We start from the raw sequence: 24,664 nt of genomic DNA, 5'->3' as shown, positions 1-24,664 counted from the left end.
GATGACCTGGTCCTCTTGGTGATCTACGGGAAGAAAGGAAGGCCCAAGAAGTTCCTAGTTAGGGTGAAGAGGGGAAAGGTCCTCCACACGCACAGGGGATCCATAGATCTCTCGGATCTGATAGGCAAGGAGTGGGGCTGCGTCGTGGAGACGAGCAAGGGTGAGAGGGTGGAGGTCCACAGACCCACCCTCGCGGATCACATGGAGAAGATAGGGAGGGTAACTCAGATAATATACCCGAAGGACGCGGGCTTCATGATCCTCAAGTCCGGGATAAAACCCGGCGACACCGTGGTCGAGGTAGGCACGGGTTCCGGGGCATTCACAATGGCTCTCTCCACGTTCCTAGGACCATCGGGGAGGCTCTTCAGTTATGAGGTGAGGAAGGAATCCATTGAGATGGCCGAGAGAAACATAAAGCTTTTGGGGCTGAATAACGTGATAATAAAGCACAAGGATGCCAAGGAGGGGATAGAGGAATCCAACGTGGATGCCATATTCTTGGATATACCTGATCCATGGGAGCTGCTCCCTCAGGTTCACGAGAGGCTCAAGCCGAACGGCGCGTTCATAGCATTCGTCCCCTCATGTGAGCAGATAAGCAAGACCGTCAGCAAAGCCAGAGAAGTGGGGTTTGGACTGATAGAAGTTCACGAGATATTGGATAGGGAATACGAGAGTAACGAGAGGAGGACCAGGCCCCTCCCTAGGATGATAGGGCACACCGGGTTCATAGTGATGGGCAGGAAGATTTTGGAAAGCTCTTAACATAAATAATACAGAGAAAATATTTACTTAGAAAATCTCATATGGTATGCTCTAATGACTATTTCATAAACTCCAGGCTCGAGTTCTGCTATAATAACTTCCCCAGACATTGCCGAGGGATCTATCAGGTACTCCCCGGGCGAGACCTGCCTCACGAGAGCTCCATCAATCATGGGGGCGGACACCTCCTCCGGGCGTTCCTCCATCTCCCCCTCACAGAGAGGAATTAGGGACACCGAGAACTCCAGATCACTACTCCCACAGGAGGGACAGCTCCCGGGCAGGGGGTCGTCGGAGCTGGATGCATCCACCTCAAAGCCGCAGCTCCTGCACCTAAGGGAGAGTCTGGTGGGCATCCTCCCACTAGGATCTGGCCAGCTCCACTATTGCTTCATACAGAGAGATCACATTGTCCCCGCGCAGCGCCGATATGGGAATGACCCTGTCCTCCGGAAAGGTCCTCTCAACGCTCCTGGGTCTGGCGTAAGGTAGATCTATCTTGTTCGCGACCACTATGTACGGGATGCACCTGGCCTTCAGGTTCCCGGCGATCACCCAGTTGACCTGGGATGTCGGATCTTTGGTCGAATCGAGGACTAGTAGGGCTAAATCGACAGTTTCCATACTTCTTATAGCCTCAACAACTCCTTTAGCTGCTTCAGCGGCTCTCTCAATGGCCTCCTCTTTCTTGAACCCGTACCTGAGGAAGCTCCTGTAACTTATCCTTGTGGCTATTCCGGGGGTGTCAATCACGTCCATCAATATTGACCCGTTCCTCAACCTCAACGATACGTTCTCAACAACACTGACGGATCTCGTCTCATGGGGTATCCTGCTGACGGTTCCCATCTTCCTGTTGGCGAAGTCCATGCATATCCTATTGGCCAGCGTGGTCTTCCCAGAGTTCACGGGTCCGTAAATGCCAAGAACAACTTTTTTCCTTCTGTTGAACAAACCCGATAGGAGTTTGGGCAGGATGCCGCTCTCCTGATGCCCCAGCTCCTGACTAGCCTGCATTCCTCATCGGGGACCCCTATCGGGGGCCGGCTAAAAAGAGGGGTCGACGGATGTAATGCGCGCGGAATAATGAGTTATGAGCTACCTCAGGATTACGACTTCCCCCTCCTGCGGTATATAAGTCCTTATCCCCCTCCCCTCGAGCTTCCTCCTCAACTGGATGAGCTTCTCGTACTCTCCATGAACCAAGAAGACCTCCCTCAGGCCCTTGCTCGCGATCTTACTCACGAAGTTTATCAGGTTGGGCTGGTCAGCATGCGCCGAGAAGTCAACGAACCTGACATCGCTCCTCACCTCTATGATGCTTCCGTCCGGCATCGGTATCTGCCTGATCCCGTCGAGCAGCATCCTCCCCCTGGTCCCCTTCACCTGATAGCCGGTCAGGTATATCAGGTTCCCGCTCTTGGTCCCGAAGTGCTTGAGGTAGGTGAGGACGGGCCCTCCTTGAAGCATCCCCGATGTTGTGACCACGATGAAAGGCTCCCTCAACTCGAGCAACTCCTCCCTGTTCCTGACCTCCTCTATGGCCCTGTGGTCGAAAAGGCTCCTCTTACTCTCCCTTATCATCCTCTGTATCTCCGGCCTCAGCCAGGACCAGTAGGCGTTGTAGTACCTCGAGATCTCCCTTATCATTCCGTCAACGAAGATGGGCACCTCAGGGAGGGCCCCGGACTCCATGTAATGTATCAAGGTGAGGAGCACCTCTTGGGCCCTGCCCAGAGCGAATGCGGGTATTATGGTGACCCCTCCCCTGCTCACAACGTTCCTTATGTCATCAACGAACTGCTTCTCCACCTTCTTCCTTGAAGGATGCACGTCATCGTCCCCGCCATATGTGGCCTCCATTATGAGGTAATCCACCCTAGGAAGCTCCGTCTCGGCCCCCCTCAGCGTTCTGGTCCCCGCTGTGTTGAGATCCCCAGTGTATAGCAGGGTCTTGCCATCATGTGATGTCAGGTGTATCATCACGGATCCTAGGACGTGACCGGCGTTGAATGTCCTAAGCTCCCATCCATCCAAATGGATCAGGTCATTTAGCCTGACGGATCTCTCCTTCTTCCTCAGCAGCTGGACCTCCTGCATTGAGTAGGGCTTCTCTGCATACTCCGATGAGACGTTGAGGAAATCCTTCAGCAGGATCTCCCCTATGTCCACGGTCGGAGGGGTAGCGTAGACCTCGCAGTCCCACCGCCTCACCAACAGGGGGCTCGCACCGTAGTGATCGAGGTGAGCGTGGGTGAGTATCAGGGCCTCAGGGGCGTTCTTGGGATCTAGCGGGGTCAGCCTTGAGCTGACGGCACCCAGGTCAATGCCGTAGTCTAAGATAAGCGAACTACTCCCTAATATCTCCACTCCAGACCTCCCTACGAACCTGGCCCCTCCTAAAAACCTTATCACTAGCTCACTCGTTTGCGAGCACCCCCTTCAAGAACTCCTTAGCCACCTCGAACTCCTTGATCGATATCTCCCTGCCCAGCCCCACGTAGCTCTCGGGCTTGAATATGCCCTCTATCTCCTCCCTCCTCAGGACCTTCGATATCTCCTCATCCTCCATGACCTCATCTAAGAACCTTCTACCGCTCCTTTGAGACTTCAGGGATATCCTCCTCACGATCTCATGCGCCTCCTGCCTTCCCAAACCTCTCCTCACTAGGGAGATCATGAGCCTCTCGCTCAGAGCCAGATCAGCGTACCTCCTCAGGTTCTCCTCTATCCTGAGCCTGTCAATATCTAGGCCCTCGATCACCTTGGTAAGCGTTCTTATCTGCTCCTCCAGGACGAGGAAGGCCTCAGGCAACATCATCCTCTCGACAGAGCTGTTGGTCAGGTCCCTCTCGTGTTCCAGGACGATGTTCTCCATAGCAGCGAGGGCTAGTGATCTCATCAACCTAGCCAATCCGCAGACCTTCTCACTGCCTATGGGGTTCATCTTATGGGGCATCGTGCTCGACCCAACCTGGCTCTCCTCGAAGTGCTCCCTGATCTCCCCTATCTCTGTCCTGTGCAGGTTCCTTATCTCATTGGCTATCGTGTCAAGGGCCGATGAGAAGAGAGACATCGAGACTATGAGGAAGGCCAGCTTATCCCTAGGCACTATTTGAGTGGTTATCTCAGGTTGCTTCAATCCAAAATAACTAAGAACCTCAGACTCCACCTCTAGGGGATCCCCCACGCCAAGCTCAACCGAGGCGGCCAGAGTGCCGACGGCCCCCCTCAGCTTGCCAACGCAGGCCTCATCCAGGGCCGACATGAACCTCCTCAGGGAGCTCCTGACGAGGTAGGACCAGTAGGCGAACTTCATGGAGAGGGGTATCGGATCGGCCACGACTCCGTGAGTCCTCCCCAGACAAACAACATCTATGGATTCCTCCCCCCTCCTGATTATGCTCCTCAGGAGCGAGGCGGCTTCCCTCACTATGAGACTCCCCGCCTCTCTTATCTGAATGCCCATCACGGTATCTAGCACATCATTCGAGGTGAGGCCCAAATGTAAGTACTCACCGTAAGCGCCGGCCCTCTTTGAGAGGGCTCTGACGAGGGCCATCGTCTCGTGCTTCGTCACCCTCTCCTCCTCAAGGACATCGCTAGGAGTGATCTCCTTGGATGCCCTCTCGATGGCCTCGGCGGCTTCCGCTGGTATCACTCCCCTCTTGGCCAGCGCCCTCGCGTAAATGGCTTCTACCTCAGCCATCATCCTTATCCTGCTCTCCTGCCTGAATACGGATCTCATCCTCTCGGATCCGTACCTACTCTCCACCGGGTGAACCCACATGGACCAACGACCTCGCCTGCTCCACCAGCTCCTTGGACAGCTGCCTCCCTATACCTGGTATCCTCTCGAGGTCCTCGGGCTCAGCATCAGCTATATCCCTAACGGTCCTGTAACCGGCTTCGTAAAGAAGCCTCGCCCTGAACCTCCCAACCCCTCTCAGCGTGACCAGGGGCAGCAACTCCTCGGGCACGCCATGCTTTATCCTCAGGTAAAGGATCCTGAGCCATTCAGAGACTCCCCTCTCACCCAGGAGCCTAGCTATCTCAGAAAAAGAGTAGCAGAGCCACTCACCGTTCTCAGCCAGGCTTCTCAGGTCCCCCGGCTCAACTCCCAGCCTCTCCTCTATCTCGCCGTCGCTGATCCCGGATATCCACATCTTGAGGGAGAGGGCCCCCCTGACAATCTGGAGCAGCTCCGAGTATGAGGAGATGGGAATATCCTCCAGGGGGATCAGGGGATCGAGTTCCTCGAGGGTCCTTTCCAACAGCTCGTTCCTTCTACCTCCATACAACTTGGGCATGTCCGGAAGGGCGCAGATGAGATGGAGCGCCGGGAGCTCAGGATCCTCAGATCTCCTGAACCTCTTGGAGAGCTCCTCCAAGGACTCTATCATGAGTTGAGCTGAGTAGGTATCTATGTAGAGCTCGGAGACCCTCTTTCCGATGGGAGTGGCCATGTAACCCCCTCTGAACTCCTTCAGGAATCCCCCCTCCCTCAGGGATTCCAGAATGTGAGGGACCGCCCTCTCCAGGAACCTCTCGCCACCTTGGGAGTGGAACAACGTCCTCCTCAGGACCTCCGATACCTCCTTGAGCGTGATGCCGTCCCTGCTAGCCACTAGGGCGAGCAGGTGGTTCCTAAGGAGCGAGGTATCGTGGAGGTGAGATGTTATGGGCTCGGGATCCGATCTTACGTAGGTATCGAGGACCCTCCTAGCCTCGTTCTGGCTTCTGGCTATTATGTAAGCCTCCCCGTAGGGATCGTACCTCGGTCTTCCGGCTCTCCCAGCCATCTGCCAGAACTCCATGATGGAGATGGGCGTCATCCTACCCCGCTTGGTGTCGTACCTCATGTAAGAGCTCACTATCACCGTCCTGGCTGGTAAGTTCACGCCCGCCGCCAGCGTCGGTGTTGCAGTCAGAACCTTTATGATCCCCGCCCTGAAAGCCCTCTCAACGGACTTCCTCAGCTCGAATGGGAGACCGGCATGATGGAAGCCCACTCCCCTTTCAACGACATTGGAGAGTCTCTCCAGGAGCTTGGATGATCCGTAGGAAGACATGTTGATCCCTTCGAAGACCTCCTCCTTGGAAGCTCCGTCGATCCTAAGGCTGGAGGCTATTCTCTCAGCCCAGGACACGGCATCGCTCCTCTTGTTGTAGAAGATCAGGGCTTGACCACCGCCCTCCAGGCATCTCCTGATCAGGGGGAGCACCCCCTCGCCCTCGAGCCCCTCCACCTCACCGTCCGGGCGGATCAGCTTCCCCCCAACGTAGACTCCCACCCTCAGGGGCACGGGCCTCCAGTCCACCCTCACCGGGATGGCGGATAACCAGTCCGCTATCTCATCCAAGTTAGTTATGGTTGCGCTCAAAGCGACCCTCCTGCAGAACTCGTTCTCATAGATGAACTTGGAGATCGCCATTTCGATCGTGGGACCCCTGCTCGGGTCACCGACGTAGTGCACCTCATCAAGGACGAGCAGGCTCACATCCTTCAACCAGGAGCTCCTGTGCCTTTGGACGGAATCGAACTTCTCATAAGTCATCACTATCACATCGCTCCTCCCCAGCGGTTCCTCCGAGGAGTCGTAGTCCCCGATGGAGACCCTGACGCTCCATCCATCGAACACCCTCAGGAATTCCTCATACTTCTCGTAGGCTATGGATCTCAGCGGAACCAGGTACAGGACCTTCCCACCTCTCTCAAGCTCCTCATACATCACCATCTCAGCCACCAAGGTCTTGCCGGATGCCGTTGGTGCGGCGAGGACGAAGTTCCCCTTGCTCACCAGGCCCCTGCTCAGGACCTCCCGCTGCGTCGGGTAGAGCTCCCTGAGACCCAACTTGCTCAGAAGAGCGTTGAGATCCATACTCGAACCTTAGATGAGTTTTATCTTTCCGCCGGGCGGGAATATTATGAGACCATCCTCGTTCAGTCTCCTCAGTATTTCCTCTATGACGTACTCCTTCCCCCTGAGGTTGAGTCTCTCAGCCGAGATCCTGACGACCACATCCCTGTCGACCATGCCATCCTCGCTCTCCTCAGCCAGCTGCTTTATTATCTGAAAGACTACCTCCCTCCTCTTCACCTCGGGGAATGACGTGCCGGTCATCCAACCTGTTATGTCGAAGTATCCAGAGACTATGTCGTAAGCTGCTCCCCTTAGCGTCACCTCCATCAGGTTTATCGCCATCTCAGCGTCCTCGGCCGTGACCTCCCTTCTCAAGTGCATCCTGGCCCTGGCCTCGCTGAGCCTGATGAGGGCCTCCAGCTGCCTCGGGGTGATGGCTATGAAGTCCTGCAGGATCTCCTCCTCCCCCTCCCTCACACCCCTCTTCCTCACCTCGACGTAGTAGTTCTTTATCTTCTCAGCGGCCTCATCCGTGAGCACGGGGTCTATGTTTTGCCTCGCGTAGGCTATGTACTTCTTCAGGAGAGTCGGATCTATCGGGGGCCTCGCTTCCGGGTTTCTCCCCATCCTCGTCATCAGTATGTGGTCGGCCACCATGCTGTCGGCCTCAACCCTGGGCCTGTCCTTCATTATGAAGACCAGGTCGAACCTCGAGAGCACGGTCGGCGGTAGGTTTATGTTCTCAGCTACGGTCACGAAGTCATCATACTTTCCTTTTTTCGGATTAGCAGCGGCTATTATTGTCGTTCTAGCGTTCAAGGTTGCTACAATCCCGGCCTTCGCTATCGAGATGGTCTGCTGCTCCATAGCCTCATGAATGGATCTCCTATCGTCCTCACTCATCTTGTCGAACTCGTCAATGCACGCCACTCCCATGTCGGCCAGCACGAGGGCTCCGGCCTCTAGGGTCCAGCCTCCCGTGGCAGAGTCCCTGACGACAGCAGCGGTCAACCCCGCGGCGGTCGATCCTTTACCGGTCGTGTAGAGCCCCCTGGGTGCGAGCTGGGCTGTGTACTTGAGAAGCTGACTCTTCGCGACACCAGGATCTCCCACAAGGAGGACGTTTATCTCACCCCTCACCTTCGAGCCATCGGCTAGGATCTTCGTGCTGCCTCCAAACAGAGCGTAGGCTATCGCCCTCTTAACCTCATTCCACCCGAAGACGGAGGGTGCGATGGACCTCACGATGAGGTCCTCCAAGTCCCTCCTCTCGGCCAGCCTGAGTATCTCCCTCTCATCCTCTGGGGTTATCTCCAGCTTCTCGTAAACCCTGTTAGGGACCTCCACGTGAACTATCTCGAGGTACCTCTTGTATATAAGGCCCTCTTTCCCTTCCTCTCTCCTGGAAGGCTTTATTCTCACTATGGCTGTTATCCTGACCCTGTCCCCGGGCTTCACATCATCCACTATATCGTCGGTCAGTATGCCATCTATGTGCTCCGGCATCATCCCGGGAGGGAGATCCTCGGGCCTCTCCTGAACCCTCACAGATCTCCACCTCATGAACCTGCTCATCTCGTGATCCAATTTCATGGGTGCCCCGCATTCGGGGCATCTCTCCAGAGCTCTGAGCCTCTCACCCAAGACCTCCACTTCCTCAATTCTCCCGCAGTTGTTGCAGACGAATGAGGCCCTGACGAGCTTGTCGTAAACATCAGAAACCCTCGTTATTATCCCCTCGACCTCTATGAGCCTCCCTATTGACACCTTGGTGAGATCCCTGAAGGGGGTCTTCGTAGGTACGTTGTAGAACCTCAGGTGAAAGTCCCCCTCAGCGTATATCCTCATATCCTCCGTTAGGGAGGGGATCAGCTCCATAACGAGCTCCCTGAGGGCAGAGGAGCCGGCCATGATGTGCAGGGTTGGATGAATAACTATGTCCTCAGCTATCTCCCTGAAATCTGGGCCGAAGTTGTATATGTGATACCAGTTCACGCTGAGAGATCTTCTCTGCTCCTCTATGAGGCGGGCCATCTCGGAGCTGTAGAGAGGCTCACCCTCCTCGTCCCTGTAGTACCTCAGGAAGTACTTATACTTCTCCACAAGCTCCTCCAAATTCATCAGGGGGGCTCTCTCAACCATGCGAATCATCCCTTATTCCCAGGAACGAACGCAACCACTCAGTCATCAAGAACTTTAGGGCGTTATAAAGTATTAGCTCCTCAATGAGCAGGTTCTTTGGCGGTCTCTTGGATGCCAGAAGGATGGATGCCTTGAGATGATCCATAAGCTTACTCAACCTCCTGTTAACAAGTTCAAGGACATCCCTCCTTATGAGGGATCCCTCGGGGCTCCTCCTCAGGACTTCCCTGATCATCTGGAACGTCTCCTGGGGTAGCTCCGAGAGGACCAGGGATACCTTCTCCCTGTAGAGCCTCTCACTCAGCACACTCGGGTTCTCCGTCACAACATCGCACAGACCCTCCTCCTCCAGTATGTCCGCGAGCCACCTGGGCACCTCCGACTCAACACCCTTGTAAATCTTTATGCCGAGTCTCTCGAAGGAAAGATCTCTCTTGGCAATTATCTTCACGTTCTGAATGTTCCGCAGGCACTCAGCCATCCTCACGGAGATCAGCACGGGAAGTTCACCTGCTGCCAACATTAAATACTTTGGCCCGTGGATCCACTCGGTATGTACGAGAAAGGATTCCCCGTGAGGAGAGTTATGATAATATCGAACACGGATAAGAGAGGGGCCCTGAGGATCTCAGAGAGGCTCAAGGGCATGCTCATCTCAACAGGAATAGATCTTGTTGAGGATCATAGAGAAGCTGATCTGGCCATAGTGGTGGGCGGTGATGGAACGATCCTAAGGGCGTTCCATCAGCTGGGAAGCCTTCCGATACTCGGGATAAAAGATGGAACATTCGGCACCCTGCTTGAGCTCGATCAGAGTGAACTGAACATTGTGCCGGAAATGCTCAGCACGGGGGATTTCTGGCTGGAGCACGCCAAGACCCTGGAAGTCAAGGAACCGGAGCCGCATCTAATAGCCCTCAACGAGTTCCTGATAAGGAGCGGGAAGCTCGGCAAATCCTCCAGATTAGGGATAGCGGTGGATTACGCACCCGTGGGAGAGTGCATATGCGATGGGATAATAGTGGCCACCCCGACGGGATCTTACGCATACTCCCTGGCAGCAGGGGGGCCCGTGCTGGACCCCAGGTGCGATGACGTCGTGATATCCTACGTGGCCCCCTGGCCCCCGAGCCTGGTGCCATCCCTGAGGTCCCTGGTGATCCCCTCCTCCTCCCTGATAGAGGTCTGGTCCGTGACCCCCTATCTCTACGTGATAGCGGACGGGCTCTCCCCGGTGAGGATCAGGCCCCCCCTCAGGATATCTGAGTCAGAGAAGAAGGCTGTGTTCGTGAGGAAATCCAGAGATCCAGCAGATTTCTACAGGAGATTGACTAAGAGGATGTTCCCGAAGACACTAACTGGAATACTCAACTATCCCAGGCTTAGACCATGAGGCAGGACCTCAAGATCCGAATGAAACGCTGAGTGGTGACTTTTTCGCATTGGGCTGCCCTCACCGGGGTAGATTGATCCTGGGTCGAAAAAATAATCTAGACGATAATGTTGACGGGAGCCAGCTCCGTTGGATTCAACCGCCGCGAATGAGCCTGAAATCCGATGGAGACTGTGGGCGGGCCCTCGCGACGGGGTACCGCAAGTTTTAAATAGGGAGAGACGGTGAGGAGGGAGTGTAGCGGGGTTGCAGGCGTGCGGGGGTGGCCGAGCCAGGTTCAAGGCGACGGACTCAAGATCCGTTGGGCGCCAGGCCCTCGTGGGTTCGAATCCCACCCCCCGCACATGAGCGGTCAGCCGCCAGGAACTCCGCCTCAATATATCACACTCTCCACGGCACCGACGGCCCTTCCCAGGAAGTCCCACTCCGAGAACCTATCCCTGAACTCCGTCGCCCTCCTGGAGAAACCATCGTCCCTCAAGATCAGCCTCAGGGAGTCAAAGAACTCCTCAGCCAGCCTATTCTGATCTAAACACAATCCCAAACCGAGCTCCTGGACGCTCCTGGCGTTCTCCATCTTCTCCGTTTGCCCCGGCACCGGGATCAGGAGCATGGGTTTCCCGCATAGGAGGGACTCCGATATTATCGTGTGCCCGGCCCTAGAAACCACGACCCTGGCCTTGGATAGGAACTCCCACTTATCAGGGAGCCACGTGAAGACCTTGACGTTGCTGGAGAGGTTCTCAACACTGAGGGCACCGGGTTCACCCAGAGAGATCACGAACTCCAGCCCCCCAAACTCCTCGGGGATCCTCTCCATCAGGGCCAATATGTCCCCAATTATGGATCTTCTCTCATGCTCAGGACCGGATATCATTATCAAGACAATCTCCTCTCTAGATTCTGTGCATCTGGGCTCCAAAAGGGGACCCGTGAACACGAGTCTGTCCATCAGGGCCTTCGGGAGGTTCGAGGTCTGGTACTTGGATATGCTGAACGGCGGGGGAAAGTCGGCAATCAGAGAGGCCTGCGAGAGGGCCCAGAACCTAGTTATAGCTGAATTTACCAACGATTCCAACCACTTAGCCATAGATGATCCCTTCGAGAATGATAAGGGAGATCTCTTGGCGATCAGGGGATGCAGGAGTAGCCTGGGCTGATTCAGTATGGAGACCGTGGGTAGGCCCAGGTACTCAGAAGCAATCAGGGTCTGGAGCCTGGAGTCGGAGATGACTACATCAGGAGCTATGGCCTCGAGATAATCCCTCTCCTCCAGGGTCTGAGCTATGAACTCCTTAAGTATCCTCGGTTCCCTAAGGGTTCCCCAGAAGTCGGGCGATCCGTCTTCCCTCTGCCTCCAGAGTATCTCTCTCCCCTCGCCGAGCACGTTCAAATCATAGGGGAGCCCCTTGAGGTAGGCCAGCGCATCTCCCCTGGCGGAGAAGTAGACTGAGAAGCCCTCATCCATCAGCCTCCTCGCTAGGTTGACGCACCTCGAGGCATGGCCGTAGCCTATCCCCAGGGGGGATATGTAAGCTTTGGGCATCCTCTAACCTAGCTCTTCCCTCAGTACCTCTCCATTCGGACTCCTCTCGGAGAAGACTATTGCTGAGAATCTGTAAACCTCGGTTCCCTCCATCAGCCAGCAGTCACGTCTCATCCCCGCTTTCATGCACGTGTGATCTAGGAACTCGCTGGACCTCCAGCCATACTCAACGGCGACCTGAGGGAGGAGCAGGCCGGAGAAGGGTCCTCTCCTCACTATGATACCGTGCTTTCCCACCTCTATGAGCTTGGGTAGGTCCTCCCTCCTCTCAACGAGGTTGTCTATTCTCTCGGGAGGCGTCAGCACCGACACCTCAACCGTGACCTCGCTCAGCTCGCCCTCGGACAATGGTGGGAACCTGGGGTCCTCGAGGGCCGCGGCCAGGGCGGCCCTTATCACGGCCTTGTAGAGAGGATATATCGGCTCCGGGAAACCTATGCACCCCCTGAGCTCACCCTCAGGGTACGTGTTCAGCGTGACGAAAGCGCCGGCTTTCTCCTCCAACCTAGGATAAGGTGGCCTCATTTCCAGAACCCTTCCGCTAGCGAAGAATGAGGCTATGGACGCCCTAGCCAGCCTGACCAAGAAAGCACCCTCTTCCAGCGTGAGCTCGAGCATCATGTGATCTCGAGCGTCACATAATAAAAGTCACCTCTGATCGATGTGGTGGGGATTCCGCCGCTTTGGGATGAGGGATCTCGAGCTCCCAAGCCGATCCGCAATCTGGGTGCAGCGACCCGTCGCGAATCGTCAACGGACAACGCCACAGTATGGTGAAGAGTTAAAAGGATTCGGGTATGAGGTTCCTCATGCTACCCAGACTGCTGGTCAACCTCAAGGCATATACCGAGTCGTCGGGTGATCGAGCGATCTTAATAGCAAAACTCGCTGAGAGGGTCTGGAAGGAGACGGGAGTTTTGATAGGGGTGGCCCCCAACTTCTTGGACCTGAGGGAGGTCTCCTCCTCGGTGGAAATACCGATCTTCGCGCAGCACGTGGACCCCTTGCCTCCCGGTGCCTTCACGGGGCACGTGCCCCCCGCCCTGGTGAGGGAAGTAGGCGCCAGGGGATCGCTACTTAACCACTCCGAGAGGCAGATATCCCTGCATCACATAGCTGAGGCTATCTCGATGATGAGGGAGCTGGGGCTCATCTCAATAGTCTGCTCCCCGACCCCCAGTGAATCTGCTGCCGTGGCGGCGCTCTCGCCAGATGCCGTCGCTGTGGAGCCGCCCGAGCTGATAGGAAGCGGCATTCCCGTGTCCAAGGCCAAGCCTGATGTCATATTGGGTTCGCTCAGGGCGATCAGGGGGGTGAATGAGAGGATCCCCCTGTTGTGCGGGGCCGGCATATCGAGCGGGGAGGACGTCAAAGCGGCATTGGAGCTCGGAAGTTACGGTGTTCTGGTGGCCTCTGCCGTCACGAAGAGTCCCGATCCATATAGAAAAATCAGGGAGTTGGTGGAGCCCGTGATTTCTTTCACTCGTGCCTGAACCTTTCCTCCAATTTCTTCAGGACCTCGGGGAGGGTCGTGTACTCCATCTCCTCGGGGCCGAGCCTGTGGGGCATCAGGGGACCGTGCCTCCTCATGTAATCAGCTATCAGGTTGGCCATCCTCCTTGTCTCATCGAATGCGACGTCCGAGAAGAGATCGCTCGGTCCTATGAGCTTAGATTCCTTCACCTGGAACCCCAGGGCCACCACTCTCGGCGGCCCATCGAACCTAGTGGGTCTCGCGTCCCTCTCACTGACCGGCATCAGTGGGCCCACGTGAGAGCCCCTCATCCACCCTGCGACCAGGAAGGGGAAGGAGAAGGGCTCCAGTATCTCTCCCACCGCAGGAAATCCTGCCTGAGCCCTCACTATGGCCACAGGATCATCCTTACCCACATACCTCCCTGCTATGAGGCTCAACCTGGTCGTGCTGATGGATGCCGCTATCTCCCTATCGGTCTTCCTGAAGACCCTCCTTATCACGTACCTGGACGGGGTCCCTATCAGTGAGAGTATATCGTACATCTCCTCGGGTGAGGAGAGCTCCACGACCCTACTCTCGATCACATCCATTATCTCGAAGACGAAGCCCGAGTGAAGCTTCGGATCTATCACGAGACCCGCCGTGTTGAAGGGATCTGCGAATATCTTGAATATGGGAAGGTTGAAGGCGCCGGGCTCCGTCTTATCAGCCATGAAAACGACTATTGGATCGGAGGGTCTCTCCTCGAATTCCATCTCGGCCACTCCTGGGCCCATCCCCCTCAGGTTCCCCGAGAAGGCCTCCTTCAGGAGATCCTGACCGGCCCCGTAGAGGCCGAGGTCCTTAGCCACATCCGCGCACCTCTTGAAGATCTTCCAAGCTAATCCATGAATCTCTGAGTTCTCCACCCCTTTTCTGTGTGTCATTATCAATTGAAGATCATCGCCCACGGCCGTCACATAGAAGTCCTCTATGAGTCTGGATGACCTCGCCTCCGATAGCTCTTGGGAGGCGATCTCCTTCAATCTCGGGTGGACCACGTGGTGCCCAGCCAGGCTACCGACATCGGCCTTTATCACAGATACCGTGGTTCTGACCATGCTGATCCCTCCTATACATCTGGTCCTCAGAATAAAAATCATTCGACGACTAAGTAGCCTCTCCTAGCCAATATTTCCCTGAGCTTGTAGACCGCCCTCCTGACGTCGGACTCCTTCTTTGCCCCGGTGCAAACGAGACTCCCGGACGCGAATATCAGGAAGACGACGTCTGGATCCCTCATCCTGAATATGAGTCCCGGGAACTGTTCGGGCTCGTAGAGGGTGTTCTCAAGCTCCAGGGCAAGTCTCTCTATGTCAACCTTGACGTGAAGCTTGGCGGAGGCGACTATGTTCTCGGCCTTTATGAGCGGTCTCCCCCTCACCTCTATGCCGTGCTTCTGGAGCACCTCTATGGCCGCGTTTATTGCATGTGCGGATTCCTCAACGGATTTGGTTCCAGTACAAACGAATTTCCCACTGCTGAACAACAATAATGCGGCCTTCGGCTCATCCAACTTCAGAACTAGACCGGGGAACTTATCAGGATCGTACCTAGATTTCTTGATTCTCTTGGATATCTCATGAAGATCGAGCCTCTGCCTGATATCAGCGGAGGAAACCACATTCTGTATGGTGATCTCGGGCTCCCTTATCTTCTTGAGTACCTCAAGGGCTTTCTCATCCTCCAACAGGACGCTGGAGGAACCCTCCCTCTCATCATCCTCGAGGGACATAATTTTTCACCAATCCGCGGCCGGCCTATTTAAGTGACTCGGCCACCCTATATATAAATTAATGTTAAAGAAATTCCATAAAATTGCCTCAATTATTAAGGATTTTACGAAGAGCTGACGACCCGATCCTAATAGCTAGCGGGGATCCGTCGCTTCGTGAATTTTAAGTTCTCGCAGTGGGGATGGAGTCACCTCCAGCGACGATCCCGGGGTTCAGTGCCCTTAAGCTATTCTCCCGATCCGTTTTTATGCTGAGTGGTCATATCGACATCCCTGTCGACCCTCAGATCCTTCGAGTAATCATATATTATATATCCCACAATTAACCCGATTATTGCCACCTTAACTGGCAGCAATTGGAAAAATTCTAGAAAAAATCCAACCAGAGGTACCCTGAAAACAACCTTACCATATATGTCGGAGGGCGTCCTGTAACCCGGGTCCGCTATCGCGTTGTTGTCCCCCTTCGTGTAGAACATGGGGCCCGCGGGACTTCTCACGATCCTCACTATCCTGTGGACAACCATGTTTTCGGACCAGGGAACCCTGAATACGATTATGTCACCCTCCGCGAGCTGATAAGGGTCACAGCCAACGACTATAACTAGATCCCCCGGCTCTAGGGTCGGTCTCATGGATCCGGAGGTCACGACGGTGAACGGTGTCGGAACTCCAGATACCTGAGGAATTATGACCTGAAATATCACCAGAAAGATGATCAGAACCGCGAGCAGGGAAGCTATCTCCCTAACTATGCCCCTATACCTGTTCATTCAAATCGCCTTCACAACCTTAGGCTCCTCCTTCCTCACCTTCCTGAGTATCCTGTAACCACATCTCGGGCACTTGTAGTCCTTGAAGTACTCCTCCATCTCCTCCTTCGTGAACACGTACCCGCACCTGAGGCACTGGTACAACAGGGTCCCCCCGCTCAGCCCTCACGCCTGAGGCGTCACTGTCAAGTATATATTAACCTTTCGGTAGTTCTACTTAACCGGCTGCACCGCCTGAGAGGTCTTCAGATGCTCAGAGACCCTCTTCCTTAGTTCATTCAGCTTCTCCTCCCCTATCTCCTCCAGCCAGTCAGCTCTGGCCCTCGCCAGCAGCTCCTTGTACCTGTTCCTCACGGTGACCTCCGTCACGTTGGCTGCCTGAGCGAGTTCCCTCTGGGTCCTGTGGATGCCCAACTCCTGGCAGGCCATGTAGACAGCCGCTGCGGCGACACCGACAGGCTCCCTTCCCATGGTGGCCCCATTCCTCTTGGCTATCTTTATTATCCTTATCGCCTGCGTCGCTGCCTCCTCCGGTAAGGAGAGCTTCGACGCTATCAGGTAGACGAAGTTCTCCGGCTTGGGTGGTGGTATCCTTATCCTCAACTTCCTGAAGAGGAACCTGAAGCTTCTACCGACCTCCTTTTCCTCCAGGGCGAAGAACTTGGATATCTCCTCCAAGGTCTTGGGCACGTCCGTTCTCCTACAGGCGGCGTATATCACGGCCGCGACCATGGCATCCATGCTCCTCCCCTTGACGAGACCAGCCCTGGCAGCCATCCTGTAGAGGGTGGCTGCATCCTCTATCGTCTCCTGCGGCAGCGTTAGGGAATCAGCGGCATCCCTTATCTTCCTGAGCGCCGGCTCTATGGTCTTCTCCTTGGAATCAGCGGCATGCTTCTGGGCTCTCTTCAACTGGTTCACAGACTTCTTGCTAGCCCCCTTGGTCAGCACTATATCGGTATCCAGACCGAAGCTAGGTCTCAGGGGTGTTATCGGGGCTCCCGCATGAGCTCTCTCTATGTACTCATCGGAATCGAATGCCCTCCAGTCTTTAGAGAAATCCAAAGCACTAGAATCGAGTATGAGTCCACAGTTCTGACATATCAAGTCCCCGGTGTTGGGATCCTCGACGACATTCTTGCTACCACACCTGGGGCAGGATATGCTCTCCTCGTCGACGGGCTCACTCCTTCTGGCCCGTCGCTCCCCGAGATCTTCAGACAGTTAACTCACCACCCTCTTCGTAGATTGCCGAAATAATTTGGGGGAAGTCATATATAAATTTTTCCATGAAACTTTCGCCAGAAAATCGCGCAAGTAAGGGGTACTGCTTCCAGATCCAGCCCAGCAATTATTAATATTATGTAGCATCGTGGAAGAGATAACAAAAATAATTCAGCACTATGCGGGATTAAGTGAGTGCTACCGATCGCCGTGGACCCCAAAGTTTTTAGCTCACCGCCCCTCGCTCAGCGCGGGAGCGGCCGTAGTCTAGCCTGGACAGGATGCCGGCCCTCCAAGCCGGAGACCCGGGTTCAAATCCCGGCGGCCGCATTCACCCCAATTTCAAAGCCGGTGAGGGTGCTCGCTCGGGTGAAAGGTCGACAGGTATTTGAGTGCAGTCACATTTACCTCTTGAGATTCATCGAATGGGATCCGACTGTGCCATGCGCCTGATCAGTTCCCGAGGCAACTCAACATCAATTTTTTAAGGCAGCACGGCTTCACGGGAGGAGAGCTTATGAGGGATGATATAGAGGGCTTAGAGGAGAGGATCTCCTCAGCCGTTATGGAACTAGCCAAAAGATACGGATTTTCATCGGAGAGGTCTCTGAGATTTATATCTGAGTTGACTTTAGCTTTCCTGAGGGGTGTCCTATCCTCCAAGCAGAAGTTCTCCGGCATATCCGAGATACTCAGGGGCGAGGAGGAATGGAGGTCAGTGGCTTTCTACGTGAAGAGGACTCCGGTTTGTAGCAGTCCTTGCTTCGTATCCCATGATCTCGAGGCGGTAGTTAGGGAGTACGGGTTTGGGGACTCTCACTACGTATTGATGCTCAAGAGGCTCTGTGGGGAAAGATGAGCTGGGAGAATGTGCTAAGGAAGGAAATCCTGATGCTGGTTTTCATACTGCTCATACCGACCTTTGATTCGTGCCAGACCGATGAGGTGACTGTGCTCATATCCGATAGTCCCGCCAGCTTCCTCCCATACCTGCATCAGGTGAGGGAGGGTAGGTGCAGATTTATCCTAACACAGAACGCTGAAAAAGTTAAAAATATAATGGAGAATATGAATATGTCTTTCAAGATATTGCGAGAAAGTCCCGGAGATGACTTCTTGAGGGCGATGGATCCTCACGACCTGGCCTACGCGCTCCTCCTCGCGTCTGGGCTGGAGCGAGTGGATGCCAGCGAGCTACCACTGCTTCGCGATCGCGCAAGGGAATTGGAGAAGGAGATCTCGCAGCGAAGGAGCGATGTCTCGGTGGTGTTCTTCAGCTCGGACGGGAGCGATTACGCCTTCCTAGCAGCCTACGCGGCGGTGCTCAAGGACGCGAAGCTCCTGGACATGGATAGGGGCTTCGATGCATCCCTCCTGAGGGGCTCATCGACCGTGATCGTGGTGACGAGGCCGCTTTGGGCGAACAACTCCGTGAGGTACGAGAGGATGATGGAGCACTTCACGAAAATAGATGAGGATCCCTATTTGGATGTCTCCTTCGGCATATTGACTGGGAACAGCATTGAGACTCCCTTCCTCATGCTGATGTCCGACGAGATACTCCGCAGAATCCCTCCAGCGAGGTTCGTGGGGATATCCATAATCGAGGATCTGCCGCTCGCCTGGAAGGTGGAGAGAGTCGCTTCGATGATGGGGCTCCCCACTGAGGTTTACCATCCGGATCTGAGTCACTCCAACATGACGGAGGATGCTGTGAGCTCCATCCTGAGCTCGGGAAGGGGCATCTTTTACCTGTCCCTTCACGGAAACCCTAGCGTGATGGCCCTGAGATCAGATGGTTACGTTCTCCTTGGGGCCTCGACCGTCAGAAGATTGGACATTTTTGGTTCAATGATAATCACATTATCCTGCAGCACGCTGAAATTCTCGGAAATGGAGAGCCCAAATGGGTCAATAGCGTACGCGTTCTTGGACTCCGGGGCCCTGGCATACGTGGGATCCACCAGGGTGGAGTTCAGCGTGGGCTCGGAGTTCGGCACATCATACCCCGACCTACTGCTCTCACTCCTCATGAACGGGACCAGCCTGGGGGAGGCCGTTAAGATAGTGAACAATCTGAAGATCGGAGATTCGGGAGGGAGAAGGGATTCGGCCAGCGAGGTCCTCCTGGGGGATCCTACGCTCAGAATAGGGCCCGGAAGACTCCCCTTCAGGGTCTCAGGCAGGGGAGGAAGGTACATCATAGAGATAAATGGGGCGACACCAACGCTTTTCCTCAGGGTGCGGGAGGAGGGAGTTCCCTCCGTGACCTCGGGGGTGCCGGGGCTGCACGTGAAGTGGTACGGGGATGAGGAGGGGATCTTCATATACATCACGACACTCTCCACGAGCTATGCTGGTTACTTCGAATCAGGGGATAGCGTGAAGGTCGAGATGAGGAAACCTATTGCTGAGATAGGGATCATCCCCTACTTCCTACTGATGATCACGGTGGCGATTAGCCTGATACAGCTGGTGAGGCGCCGCTAGCATCATTTATAAGTGAGTTACACTGCTGGCTACATGGCCCCGGTAGCTCAGCCCGGTCGGAGCGCCGCCTTGGTAAGGCGGAGGGCGCGGGTTCGAATCCCGCCCGGGGCTTATGAAATGGGAGGATGGGGTGTTAAGGTGGTACTAGCAACCGCTCTGGGACTGAGGTTCGACAAGGGGGTGGTCCTTGCAGCAGACAGGAGAGTCTCCTATAGCAGCTTCATCCTGAGCAAGTCCGCCAGGAAGGTCTTCCTGATAAACGATAGGGTGGGAGTATCTACGGCTGGACTTCCGGGAGACTTTCAGGAGCTGGTCGACATCCTCAAGTACAACATAGCGATGTACGAGCTGGAGAATGATAGGGTGGCGACACCAACTAACGTGGCCAAGATCCTATCCCTCTTGCTTTACCAGGGGAGGTTCAGCGGCATATACTACGCTGAGGTCATAGTGGGTGGCATGGACGGTTCGAGTCCGAGGATATTCGTACTGGACCCCGCTGGAGGGCTGATGGAGGAGAGCTTCGCGGCCATCGGTACGGGGGCCCAGATAGCGACGGGAGTCCTTGAGAGGGGATTCAGGGAGGGCATGAGTGAGGAGGAGGCGATCGAGCTGTCCGAGAGGGCGATGAGGGAGGCCATAGCCAGGGACGCCCTCTCGGGGGATGGCATAGACATGTTGATCATAACGGAGAGGGGGAGCAGATCGGAATTCATACCCATCAGAACCGTCTGAGGAGATCCCGGATGGCTAGAATGGTAAACACAGATAGACTTAAGAACGTGCTGATAGACCTGGTGAGCATAAAGAGCTTCAGGGGGAAGGAGGGGGAGCTCGTATATTACCTCCAGGACCTGCTGGCCAGGTACGCCGATAAGGTGATACATCAGCCTGTTAAGGAATGTGCAGGAAATGTTATAGCCTATAAGAACATAAAAGATTCAGATAACATTCTATTTTTGGCTCATATGGATACATTTGAGATATACTCTAACTGGACCAGGAACCCCTGGGGGGAGCTGGAGGGGGAGAGATTCTACGGGCTAGGGGTTTACGATGATAAGAGCACCCTCGCGGCGATGATAGAGGCCCTGATAAACTCACCAGATGATGGAAAAGGTTTGGTTCTGGCCGCCGTTTGCGATGCAGAGGGATTCAGCAGGGGGACCTATGAGCTGCTCAGGAGCGGGTTGCTCCCAAAGGTCAGGGGGGCCATAGTCGCCGGCCCGACCAACATGAGGCTCTTCAGAGGGGCATACGGGAGGTTCGTCTTCGACATCGACGTGACCGGCGTCTCATCCTCGGGGACTGAGGAGAGCGGGATCAACGCGATCGTTGAGGCCGCTAAGATAATACTCTGGGCCATAGAGCTTCCCAAGGTGGATGGTATAGGGGGGAGCGTCGCCCCCCTGACGATAAAATCGCCGGAGCTCATAATAGCCCATCCGGATAAGTGCCTGATCAGGTTGGACAGGCACTACCCACCGGGGCAGGATCCGGGCGTCATCAGGAAGAGGTTCATGGAGTACATAAGGAGGACGCCGGAGCTGAAGGCCAAGGTGTCGATTTCGCTGATGAAGAGGCCTACCCCGTTCATGGAGCCTTATGAGCTGCCCGAGGGGGATGATTTCGTCGAGTACATCCAGGGGGTGGCGAGCAGCGTGCTTGGTGGCAGGATGGAGACATCCGTTTACTGGACGGTATCCGATGCCAACTACCTAAGCAGACTCGGCAACATAAAGTCCGTGATACTCGGCCCCGAGGGAGGGAATCATCACTCCCCCGACGAGTACGTGAAACTGCCATCGGTCTTCACCCTGGCCGAGCTCCTGAGTGAGCTGTTGAAGGGTTAAAAAATGACGGACCTGTGGACCTTCTTGAGGGGGCTGATCGTCTTCTGGGTCGCCCTATATGCTCTGGGAATCCTGATAAGGAGGTTCAGGAGGTTGGAGTCCATCAGACTGGGCCTCTTTTACTTGGAGATATCGGCGGACCCGAGGAAGTTCTCCAGGCTGATAGGTCCAGCGTCTAAGCTAATGGGTCCAGCCTATAAGGCATCGATAGCCCTTACATTGGTCTTATCGATGCTCTCATCCATCTACCTGATCAAGATAACCGTGGACTCCCTCTTTGGTCCCAGGGTTGCTCAGATAGTTCCCGTGATACCCGGGGTCACCTTGGACATAACGCTGCCGGCCCTCCTCTCGATATTCGTCGTCCTCCTAGCGCATGAGGTGCTGGGTCACGCCACGCTCAGCCACTATTTTGGGATTCCCGTGAAGAAGATAGCATTCTTCGTACTCTTCTTCCTCCTGGGGGCTTTCGTGGAGCCGGAGGAGGAGCGCCTGAGGAAGGCGGATCGGATGAGGAAGATGGGCATATACTCGGCCGGCATCTTCGCTAACATCCTAACTTTCCTGCTGTTCCTAATAATAACGATCTCCCTGTTCCCCGGGTTCTCAATAGACGCGGGCTCAGCCAGGCCCTCGGGCGTTTACGTCGAGAGGGTCTTCGAGGGAGGACCCTCATGGGGTTCCCTTCCAGCCGGGGTCGTGATAAGGGGGATAGGGGGCTATGAGGTCAGGGACCTGAACTCGCTTTCAGAAGCCCTTAGGAAGTTCAAACCAGGAGATTCCGTGATACTAGTGACCGATAAGGGGAATATAACGGTGAAGCTTGGCTCCAGACCCGATGACCCTACCTTGCCGTACCTGGGGGTTCAGCTCGATCCGATCCCATACTTCGACCCCCTGATACCCATCCCCCCGGGCGTGACCATGCAGCTGCTCGAGTTCCTCGTGCTCACAATGATCTTCAGCTTGGGTCTGGCGGCCATAAATGCGCTCCCGATACTCCCACTGGACGGAGGTCTGATGCTCTCCGAGATATTCAGCAGGTATGCTGATGAGAGCCTGGCTAGGAAACTGGCTTGGGCGGTGTCGGCACCCTTCGCCCTCATGCTGATATACAATGCCCTTATATTCTTCCTGGGATGATTGGGGTTGAGGAATCCTTTCTCCTCGGTCCCCGATCCTTTCGGAGTCGAGGAGCTGATAGACATATCCTTCAGGAGGGCCTTCTCAAGGCCCAGGGCCATCGGGAAGAGACGCGACATGATATCGGGAATAAGAGCGAAAGAAATTTCAAGAATACAGTCAATTTATGATACAATTTCATCAAAGTTGGATAGTATTGTGAAAAGTTTTCCGAGCGTGGAGAAGCTGGATCCCCTCTACAGAGAGCTGCTTGAGATAATGGGAGGAATAGATGAAGTTAAGCATTCCCTTGGGGCATTATCTTGGGCCTCTAGGACCATGAAGAGACTTCTCAGAACCTACTCATCCTTGATAAGGAGGGAGGAAGATCCGGAAAGGATCGCTGAGCTTAGAAGGGAGTTTCTAGGGAGAACAGTCTCCATTCTGAGGAGGATCAGCAAGGAGGTGGACTTCCTGAGGGAATTGATCCCGAAGCTCAAGGATCTACCTGATCTAGACACTACTTCACCCACCGTTATAATAGCAGGCATGCCGAACACCGGAAAGAGCACCCTACTATCCAAGCTGACCACCAAGAGGCCCGAGATAGCCCCCTATCCCTTCACGACTAAGGGCCTCATAATAGGGCATGGGGCGATACCCTCCGTAGGCAGGGTTCAATTCGTCGACACGCCCGGCCTGTTGGATAGGCCCCTGGCGGAGAGGAATAGGATGGAGCTTCAGGCCATAGCTGCTCTGAGGCATCTCAGAGGACCCGTGCTTTACCTGTTCGATCCGACCGAGACATGCGGTTACAGCTTGAAGCAGCAGCTCTCATTACTCAATGAGCTGATGGGCACGCTGAGGAAGCGCTACCTGGCGGTCCTCAACAAGAGCGACATGTTCGAGGACTTCAGAGATAACTTCACTAGGGTGGAGGCCGAGTTGAGAGGAGTCGGTGTTGAGAGCCTAAGGATATCTGCGGAGAGAGGTGATGGCATGGAGGAGCTCCTGAACATCCTCGATAAGATCCTCAGGGAGATCCGAGATGAGGTTGGCGTTCCTCCTATCGGGTGAGCACCCGGGCATACCGGGGGAGGAGGTCAAGGCGGTGCTGGAGGCCTTGGAAGTCCCCTACTCCGTCGTTGGGGAGATGAGATCATGCCTACTGCTGGACATCAGCCCCTCCGAAGGGCTATTTAGGGACCTAGCTGAGAGGCTCTCCTTCACGAGGAGCTTCGGCAGGGTCCTCTCTATCATGGACCCATCGGATTTCCCTGCGATACTCAGGGACCTCGAGCCCCCTAGGCTGAGCGGGAGGTTTAGGGTCAGAAGTTTCAGGATCGAGGGCTGCTGCAGATCCATCAAGAGGTATGAGGTTGAATCGAAGCTGGGAGAGTGGATCCTGATGGCCAATGAGGGAGCCAAGGTTGATCTCGAGAATCCAGATTATGAGGTGATAGCGGTCCTCACATCGGATACCATAGTGGTCTACCTGAAGGAGGGGGAGGTTGACAGATCCCTGTTCAGGGTGAAGGAGGTTGCTGCCAGACCCTACGTCCACCCTGCCTCCATGAGGCCCACGTTGGCGAGGGCCATGGTGAACCTGGCCAGGACGAGGAGGGGAGACAAGGTGCTAGATCCCTTCCTAGGGGTTGGCGGTATAGCCTTAGAGGTCCTCTCGGTGGGAGCGAGGCTAATAGGTGTTGACATAGATGAGAAGACAGTCGTGAAGGCGAAGAACAACATGATCACATACGGATTCCTCGAAGGCTACAGCCTCCTCGTTGGCGATGCCCTCAAGCTCGATCTGGGGGAGAAGGTGGACAGGATAGTCACGGATCCCCCCTATGGGAGGATGAGCGTCTCCAGGGGATACGCGCCCAGGGAGCTCGCGTCTAGATTCATTTTTAAGATCCCCGAGTACCTGAGGAGCGGCGGATGGGTATCCATCTCCGTGCCCGCGGACTTTCTGAGCTCGAAGGACTTCGAGGAGGTCGGCTTTGACGTCATCAAATGGTTCGATGTGAGGGAGCACAGATCCCTGACCAGGAGGATCTGGGTGGGGAGACTGAGCGATCCCTGAACGGAGCCACAGTTGACACTCCCCCTGCTTAAGAGGGATTCTTGCTTCTACGGCGTTCATCTCTTCGGTGTTCACAGCCCTTCTAGGCTCCCACCTGCATCCATCCCACCTTAGAAGCAAGGGGTCTGCCACGACCCCGTTATCCCTATCCC

The 24,664-nt window shown here is 55.2% G+C and carries 24 protein-coding genes and 3 tRNA genes; 13 read left to right on the top strand and 14 right to left on the bottom strand.

Translation table 11 applies throughout. The features are described from left to right. Window positions 1-18 precede the first annotated feature (18 nt). The gene (locus tag BA066_00745) at window positions 19-768 is read left to right on the top strand and encodes a tRNA (adenine-N1)-methyltransferase (GenBank protein RDD54128.1); all 750 of its coding nucleotides are present in this window, start codon (window positions 19-21) and stop codon (window positions 766-768) included. A 23-nt stretch (window positions 769-791) separates the two neighbouring features. Here BA066_00745 and BA066_00740 read toward each other — a convergent pair whose 3' ends face one another. From BA066_00740 to BA066_00710, 7 genes are all read right to left on the bottom strand, one after another. Continuing rightward, on the bottom strand, window positions 792-1,124 hold the full coding sequence (locus BA066_00740) for a zinc ribbon domain-containing protein (protein RDD54127.1): 333 nt from the start codon (window positions 1,122-1,124) through the stop codon (window positions 792-794). A 7-nt stretch (window positions 1,125-1,131) separates the two neighbouring features. After that, entirely contained in the window at window positions 1,132-1,785 is a 654-nt protein-coding gene (locus BA066_00735; GenBank protein ID RDD54126.1) for a GTP-binding protein, read from the bottom strand. A gap of 81 nt (window positions 1,786-1,866) precedes the next feature. Further along, window positions 1,867-3,183, bottom strand: coding sequence for an MBL fold metallo-hydrolase (locus tag BA066_00730; GenBank protein RDD54125.1), 1,317 nt, complete (start codon window positions 3,181-3,183; stop codon window positions 1,867-1,869). Window positions 3,184-3,187: 4 nt separating this feature from the next. Next, a complete protein-coding gene (gene purB / locus BA066_00725; GenBank protein RDD54124.1) occupies window positions 3,188-4,558 on the bottom strand; it encodes an adenylosuccinate lyase in 1,371 nt (456 codons plus the stop codon). Continuing rightward, entirely contained in the window at window positions 4,533-6,650 is a 2,118-nt protein-coding gene (locus tag BA066_00720) for a hypothetical protein (protein RDD54123.1), read from the bottom strand. Before BA066_00720 ends, purB begins: the two co-directional genes overlap by 26 nt. Window positions 6,651-6,659: 9 nt before the next feature. Next, window positions 6,660-8,783: a Minichromosome maintenance protein MCM gene (locus BA066_00715; protein ID RDD54122.1), complete on the bottom strand. Its 2,124-nt coding sequence runs from the start codon at window positions 8,781-8,783 to the stop codon at window positions 6,660-6,662. Then, complete coding sequence (locus tag BA066_00710; protein ID RDD54121.1) at window positions 8,767-9,297, bottom strand: hypothetical protein; 531 nt, start codon at window positions 9,295-9,297, stop codon at window positions 8,767-8,769. The genes BA066_00715 and BA066_00710 overlap by 17 nt, the downstream gene beginning before the upstream one ends. Window positions 9,298-9,327: 30 nt before the next feature. On the opposite strand from BA066_00710, the gene BA066_00705 reads away from it, so the two are divergent. Continuing rightward, on the top strand, window positions 9,328-10,167 hold the full coding sequence (locus tag BA066_00705; protein RDD54120.1) for an NAD(+)/NADH kinase: 840 nt from the start codon (window positions 9,328-9,330) through the stop codon (window positions 10,165-10,167). A 256-nt stretch (window positions 10,168-10,423) separates the two neighbouring features. Beyond that, window positions 10,424-10,510, top strand: a tRNA-Leu gene (locus tag BA066_00700). 30 nt (window positions 10,511-10,540) lie between these two features. Here BA066_00700 and BA066_00695 read toward each other — a convergent pair. Beyond that, window positions 10,541-11,713: a hypothetical protein gene (locus BA066_00695; protein ID RDD54119.1), complete on the bottom strand. Its 1,173-nt coding sequence runs from the start codon at window positions 11,711-11,713 to the stop codon at window positions 10,541-10,543. A gap of 3 nt (window positions 11,714-11,716) precedes the next feature. Further along, on the bottom strand, window positions 11,717-12,331 hold the full coding sequence (locus BA066_00690; protein RDD54118.1) for a TIGR00296 family protein: 615 nt from the start codon (window positions 12,329-12,331) through the stop codon (window positions 11,717-11,719). 179 nt (window positions 12,332-12,510) lie between these two features. On the opposite strand from BA066_00690, the gene tpiA reads away from it, so the two are divergent. After that, window positions 12,511-13,206: a triose-phosphate isomerase gene (tpiA, locus tag BA066_00685; GenBank protein ID RDD54117.1), complete on the top strand. Its 696-nt coding sequence runs from the start codon at window positions 12,511-12,513 to the stop codon at window positions 13,204-13,206. Here the strand turns inward: tpiA and BA066_00680 are convergent. From BA066_00680 to tfb, 5 genes are all read right to left on the bottom strand, one after another. Then, window positions 13,193-14,290, bottom strand: a complete 1,098-nt coding sequence (locus BA066_00680; GenBank protein RDD54116.1) for a fructose 1,6-bisphosphatase — start codon at window positions 14,288-14,290, stop codon at window positions 13,193-13,195. The genes tpiA and BA066_00680 overlap by 14 nt on opposite strands. Before the next feature lie 38 nt (window positions 14,291-14,328). Next, complete coding sequence (locus BA066_00675; protein ID RDD54115.1) at window positions 14,329-14,964, bottom strand: TATA-box-binding protein; 636 nt, start codon at window positions 14,962-14,964, stop codon at window positions 14,329-14,331. 227 nt (window positions 14,965-15,191) lie between these two features. Further along, window positions 15,192-15,737, bottom strand: coding sequence for a signal peptidase I (locus tag BA066_00670; protein RDD54114.1), 546 nt, complete (start codon window positions 15,735-15,737; stop codon window positions 15,192-15,194). Then, on the bottom strand, window positions 15,738-15,899 hold the full coding sequence (locus BA066_00665) for a DNA-directed RNA polymerase subunit P (GenBank protein ID RDD54113.1): 162 nt from the start codon (window positions 15,897-15,899) through the stop codon (window positions 15,738-15,740). 51 nt (window positions 15,900-15,950) lie between these two features. Next, complete coding sequence (gene tfb / locus BA066_00660) at window positions 15,951-16,844, bottom strand: transcription initiation factor IIB (GenBank protein RDD54112.1); 894 nt, start codon at window positions 16,842-16,844, stop codon at window positions 15,951-15,953. A gap of 373 nt (window positions 16,845-17,217) precedes the next feature. Between tfb and BA066_00655 the strand changes: the two genes are divergently transcribed. The 9 genes from BA066_00655 (at window position 17,218) to BA066_00615 (ending at window position 24,512) form a co-directional block, all read left to right on the top strand. Next, window positions 17,218-17,291, top strand: a tRNA-Gly gene (locus BA066_00655). 187 nt (window positions 17,292-17,478) lie between these two features. Next, a complete protein-coding gene (locus BA066_00650) occupies window positions 17,479-17,820 on the top strand; it encodes a hypothetical protein (protein RDD54111.1) in 342 nt (113 codons plus the stop codon). Beyond that, window positions 17,817-19,451 carry a hypothetical protein gene (locus tag BA066_00645; GenBank protein ID RDD54110.1) on the top strand — a complete coding sequence of 545 codons (1,635 nt, stop codon included), beginning with the start codon at window positions 17,817-17,819 and terminating at the stop codon, window positions 19,449-19,451. The genes BA066_00650 and BA066_00645 overlap by 4 nt, the downstream gene beginning before the upstream one ends. 36 nt (window positions 19,452-19,487) lie before the next feature. After that, window positions 19,488-19,562: transfer RNA gene (locus BA066_00640), tRNA-Thr, on the top strand. Window positions 19,563-19,568: 6 nt separating this feature from the next. Continuing rightward, window positions 19,569-20,186: a proteasome subunit beta gene (locus tag BA066_00635; GenBank protein RDD54109.1), complete on the top strand. Its 618-nt coding sequence runs from the start codon at window positions 19,569-19,571 to the stop codon at window positions 20,184-20,186. A gap of 11 nt (window positions 20,187-20,197) precedes the next feature. Continuing rightward, a complete protein-coding gene (locus tag BA066_00630) occupies window positions 20,198-21,304 on the top strand; it encodes a M20 family peptidase (protein RDD54108.1) in 1,107 nt (368 codons plus the stop codon). A 3-nt stretch (window positions 21,305-21,307) separates the two neighbouring features. Beyond that, window positions 21,308-22,447, top strand: coding sequence for a hypothetical protein (locus BA066_00625; protein RDD54107.1), 1,140 nt, complete (start codon window positions 21,308-21,310; stop codon window positions 22,445-22,447). After that, a complete protein-coding gene (locus tag BA066_00620) occupies window positions 22,448-23,503 on the top strand; it encodes a hypothetical protein (GenBank protein RDD54106.1) in 1,056 nt (351 codons plus the stop codon). It begins immediately after the preceding gene. Continuing rightward, a complete protein-coding gene (locus tag BA066_00615) occupies window positions 23,475-24,512 on the top strand; it encodes a hypothetical protein (protein ID RDD54105.1) in 1,038 nt (345 codons plus the stop codon). Before BA066_00620 ends, BA066_00615 begins: the two co-directional genes overlap by 29 nt. The last annotated feature ends 152 nt before the right edge of the window (window positions 24,513-24,664 follow it).

The sequence above is a fragment of the Candidatus Korarchaeota archaeon NZ13-K genome (assembly GCA_003344655.1).
Lineage (GTDB): Archaea > Korarchaeota > Korarchaeia > Korarchaeales > Korarchaeaceae > Korarchaeum.
This window is presented reverse-complemented; position numbering and strand designations above follow the sequence as displayed.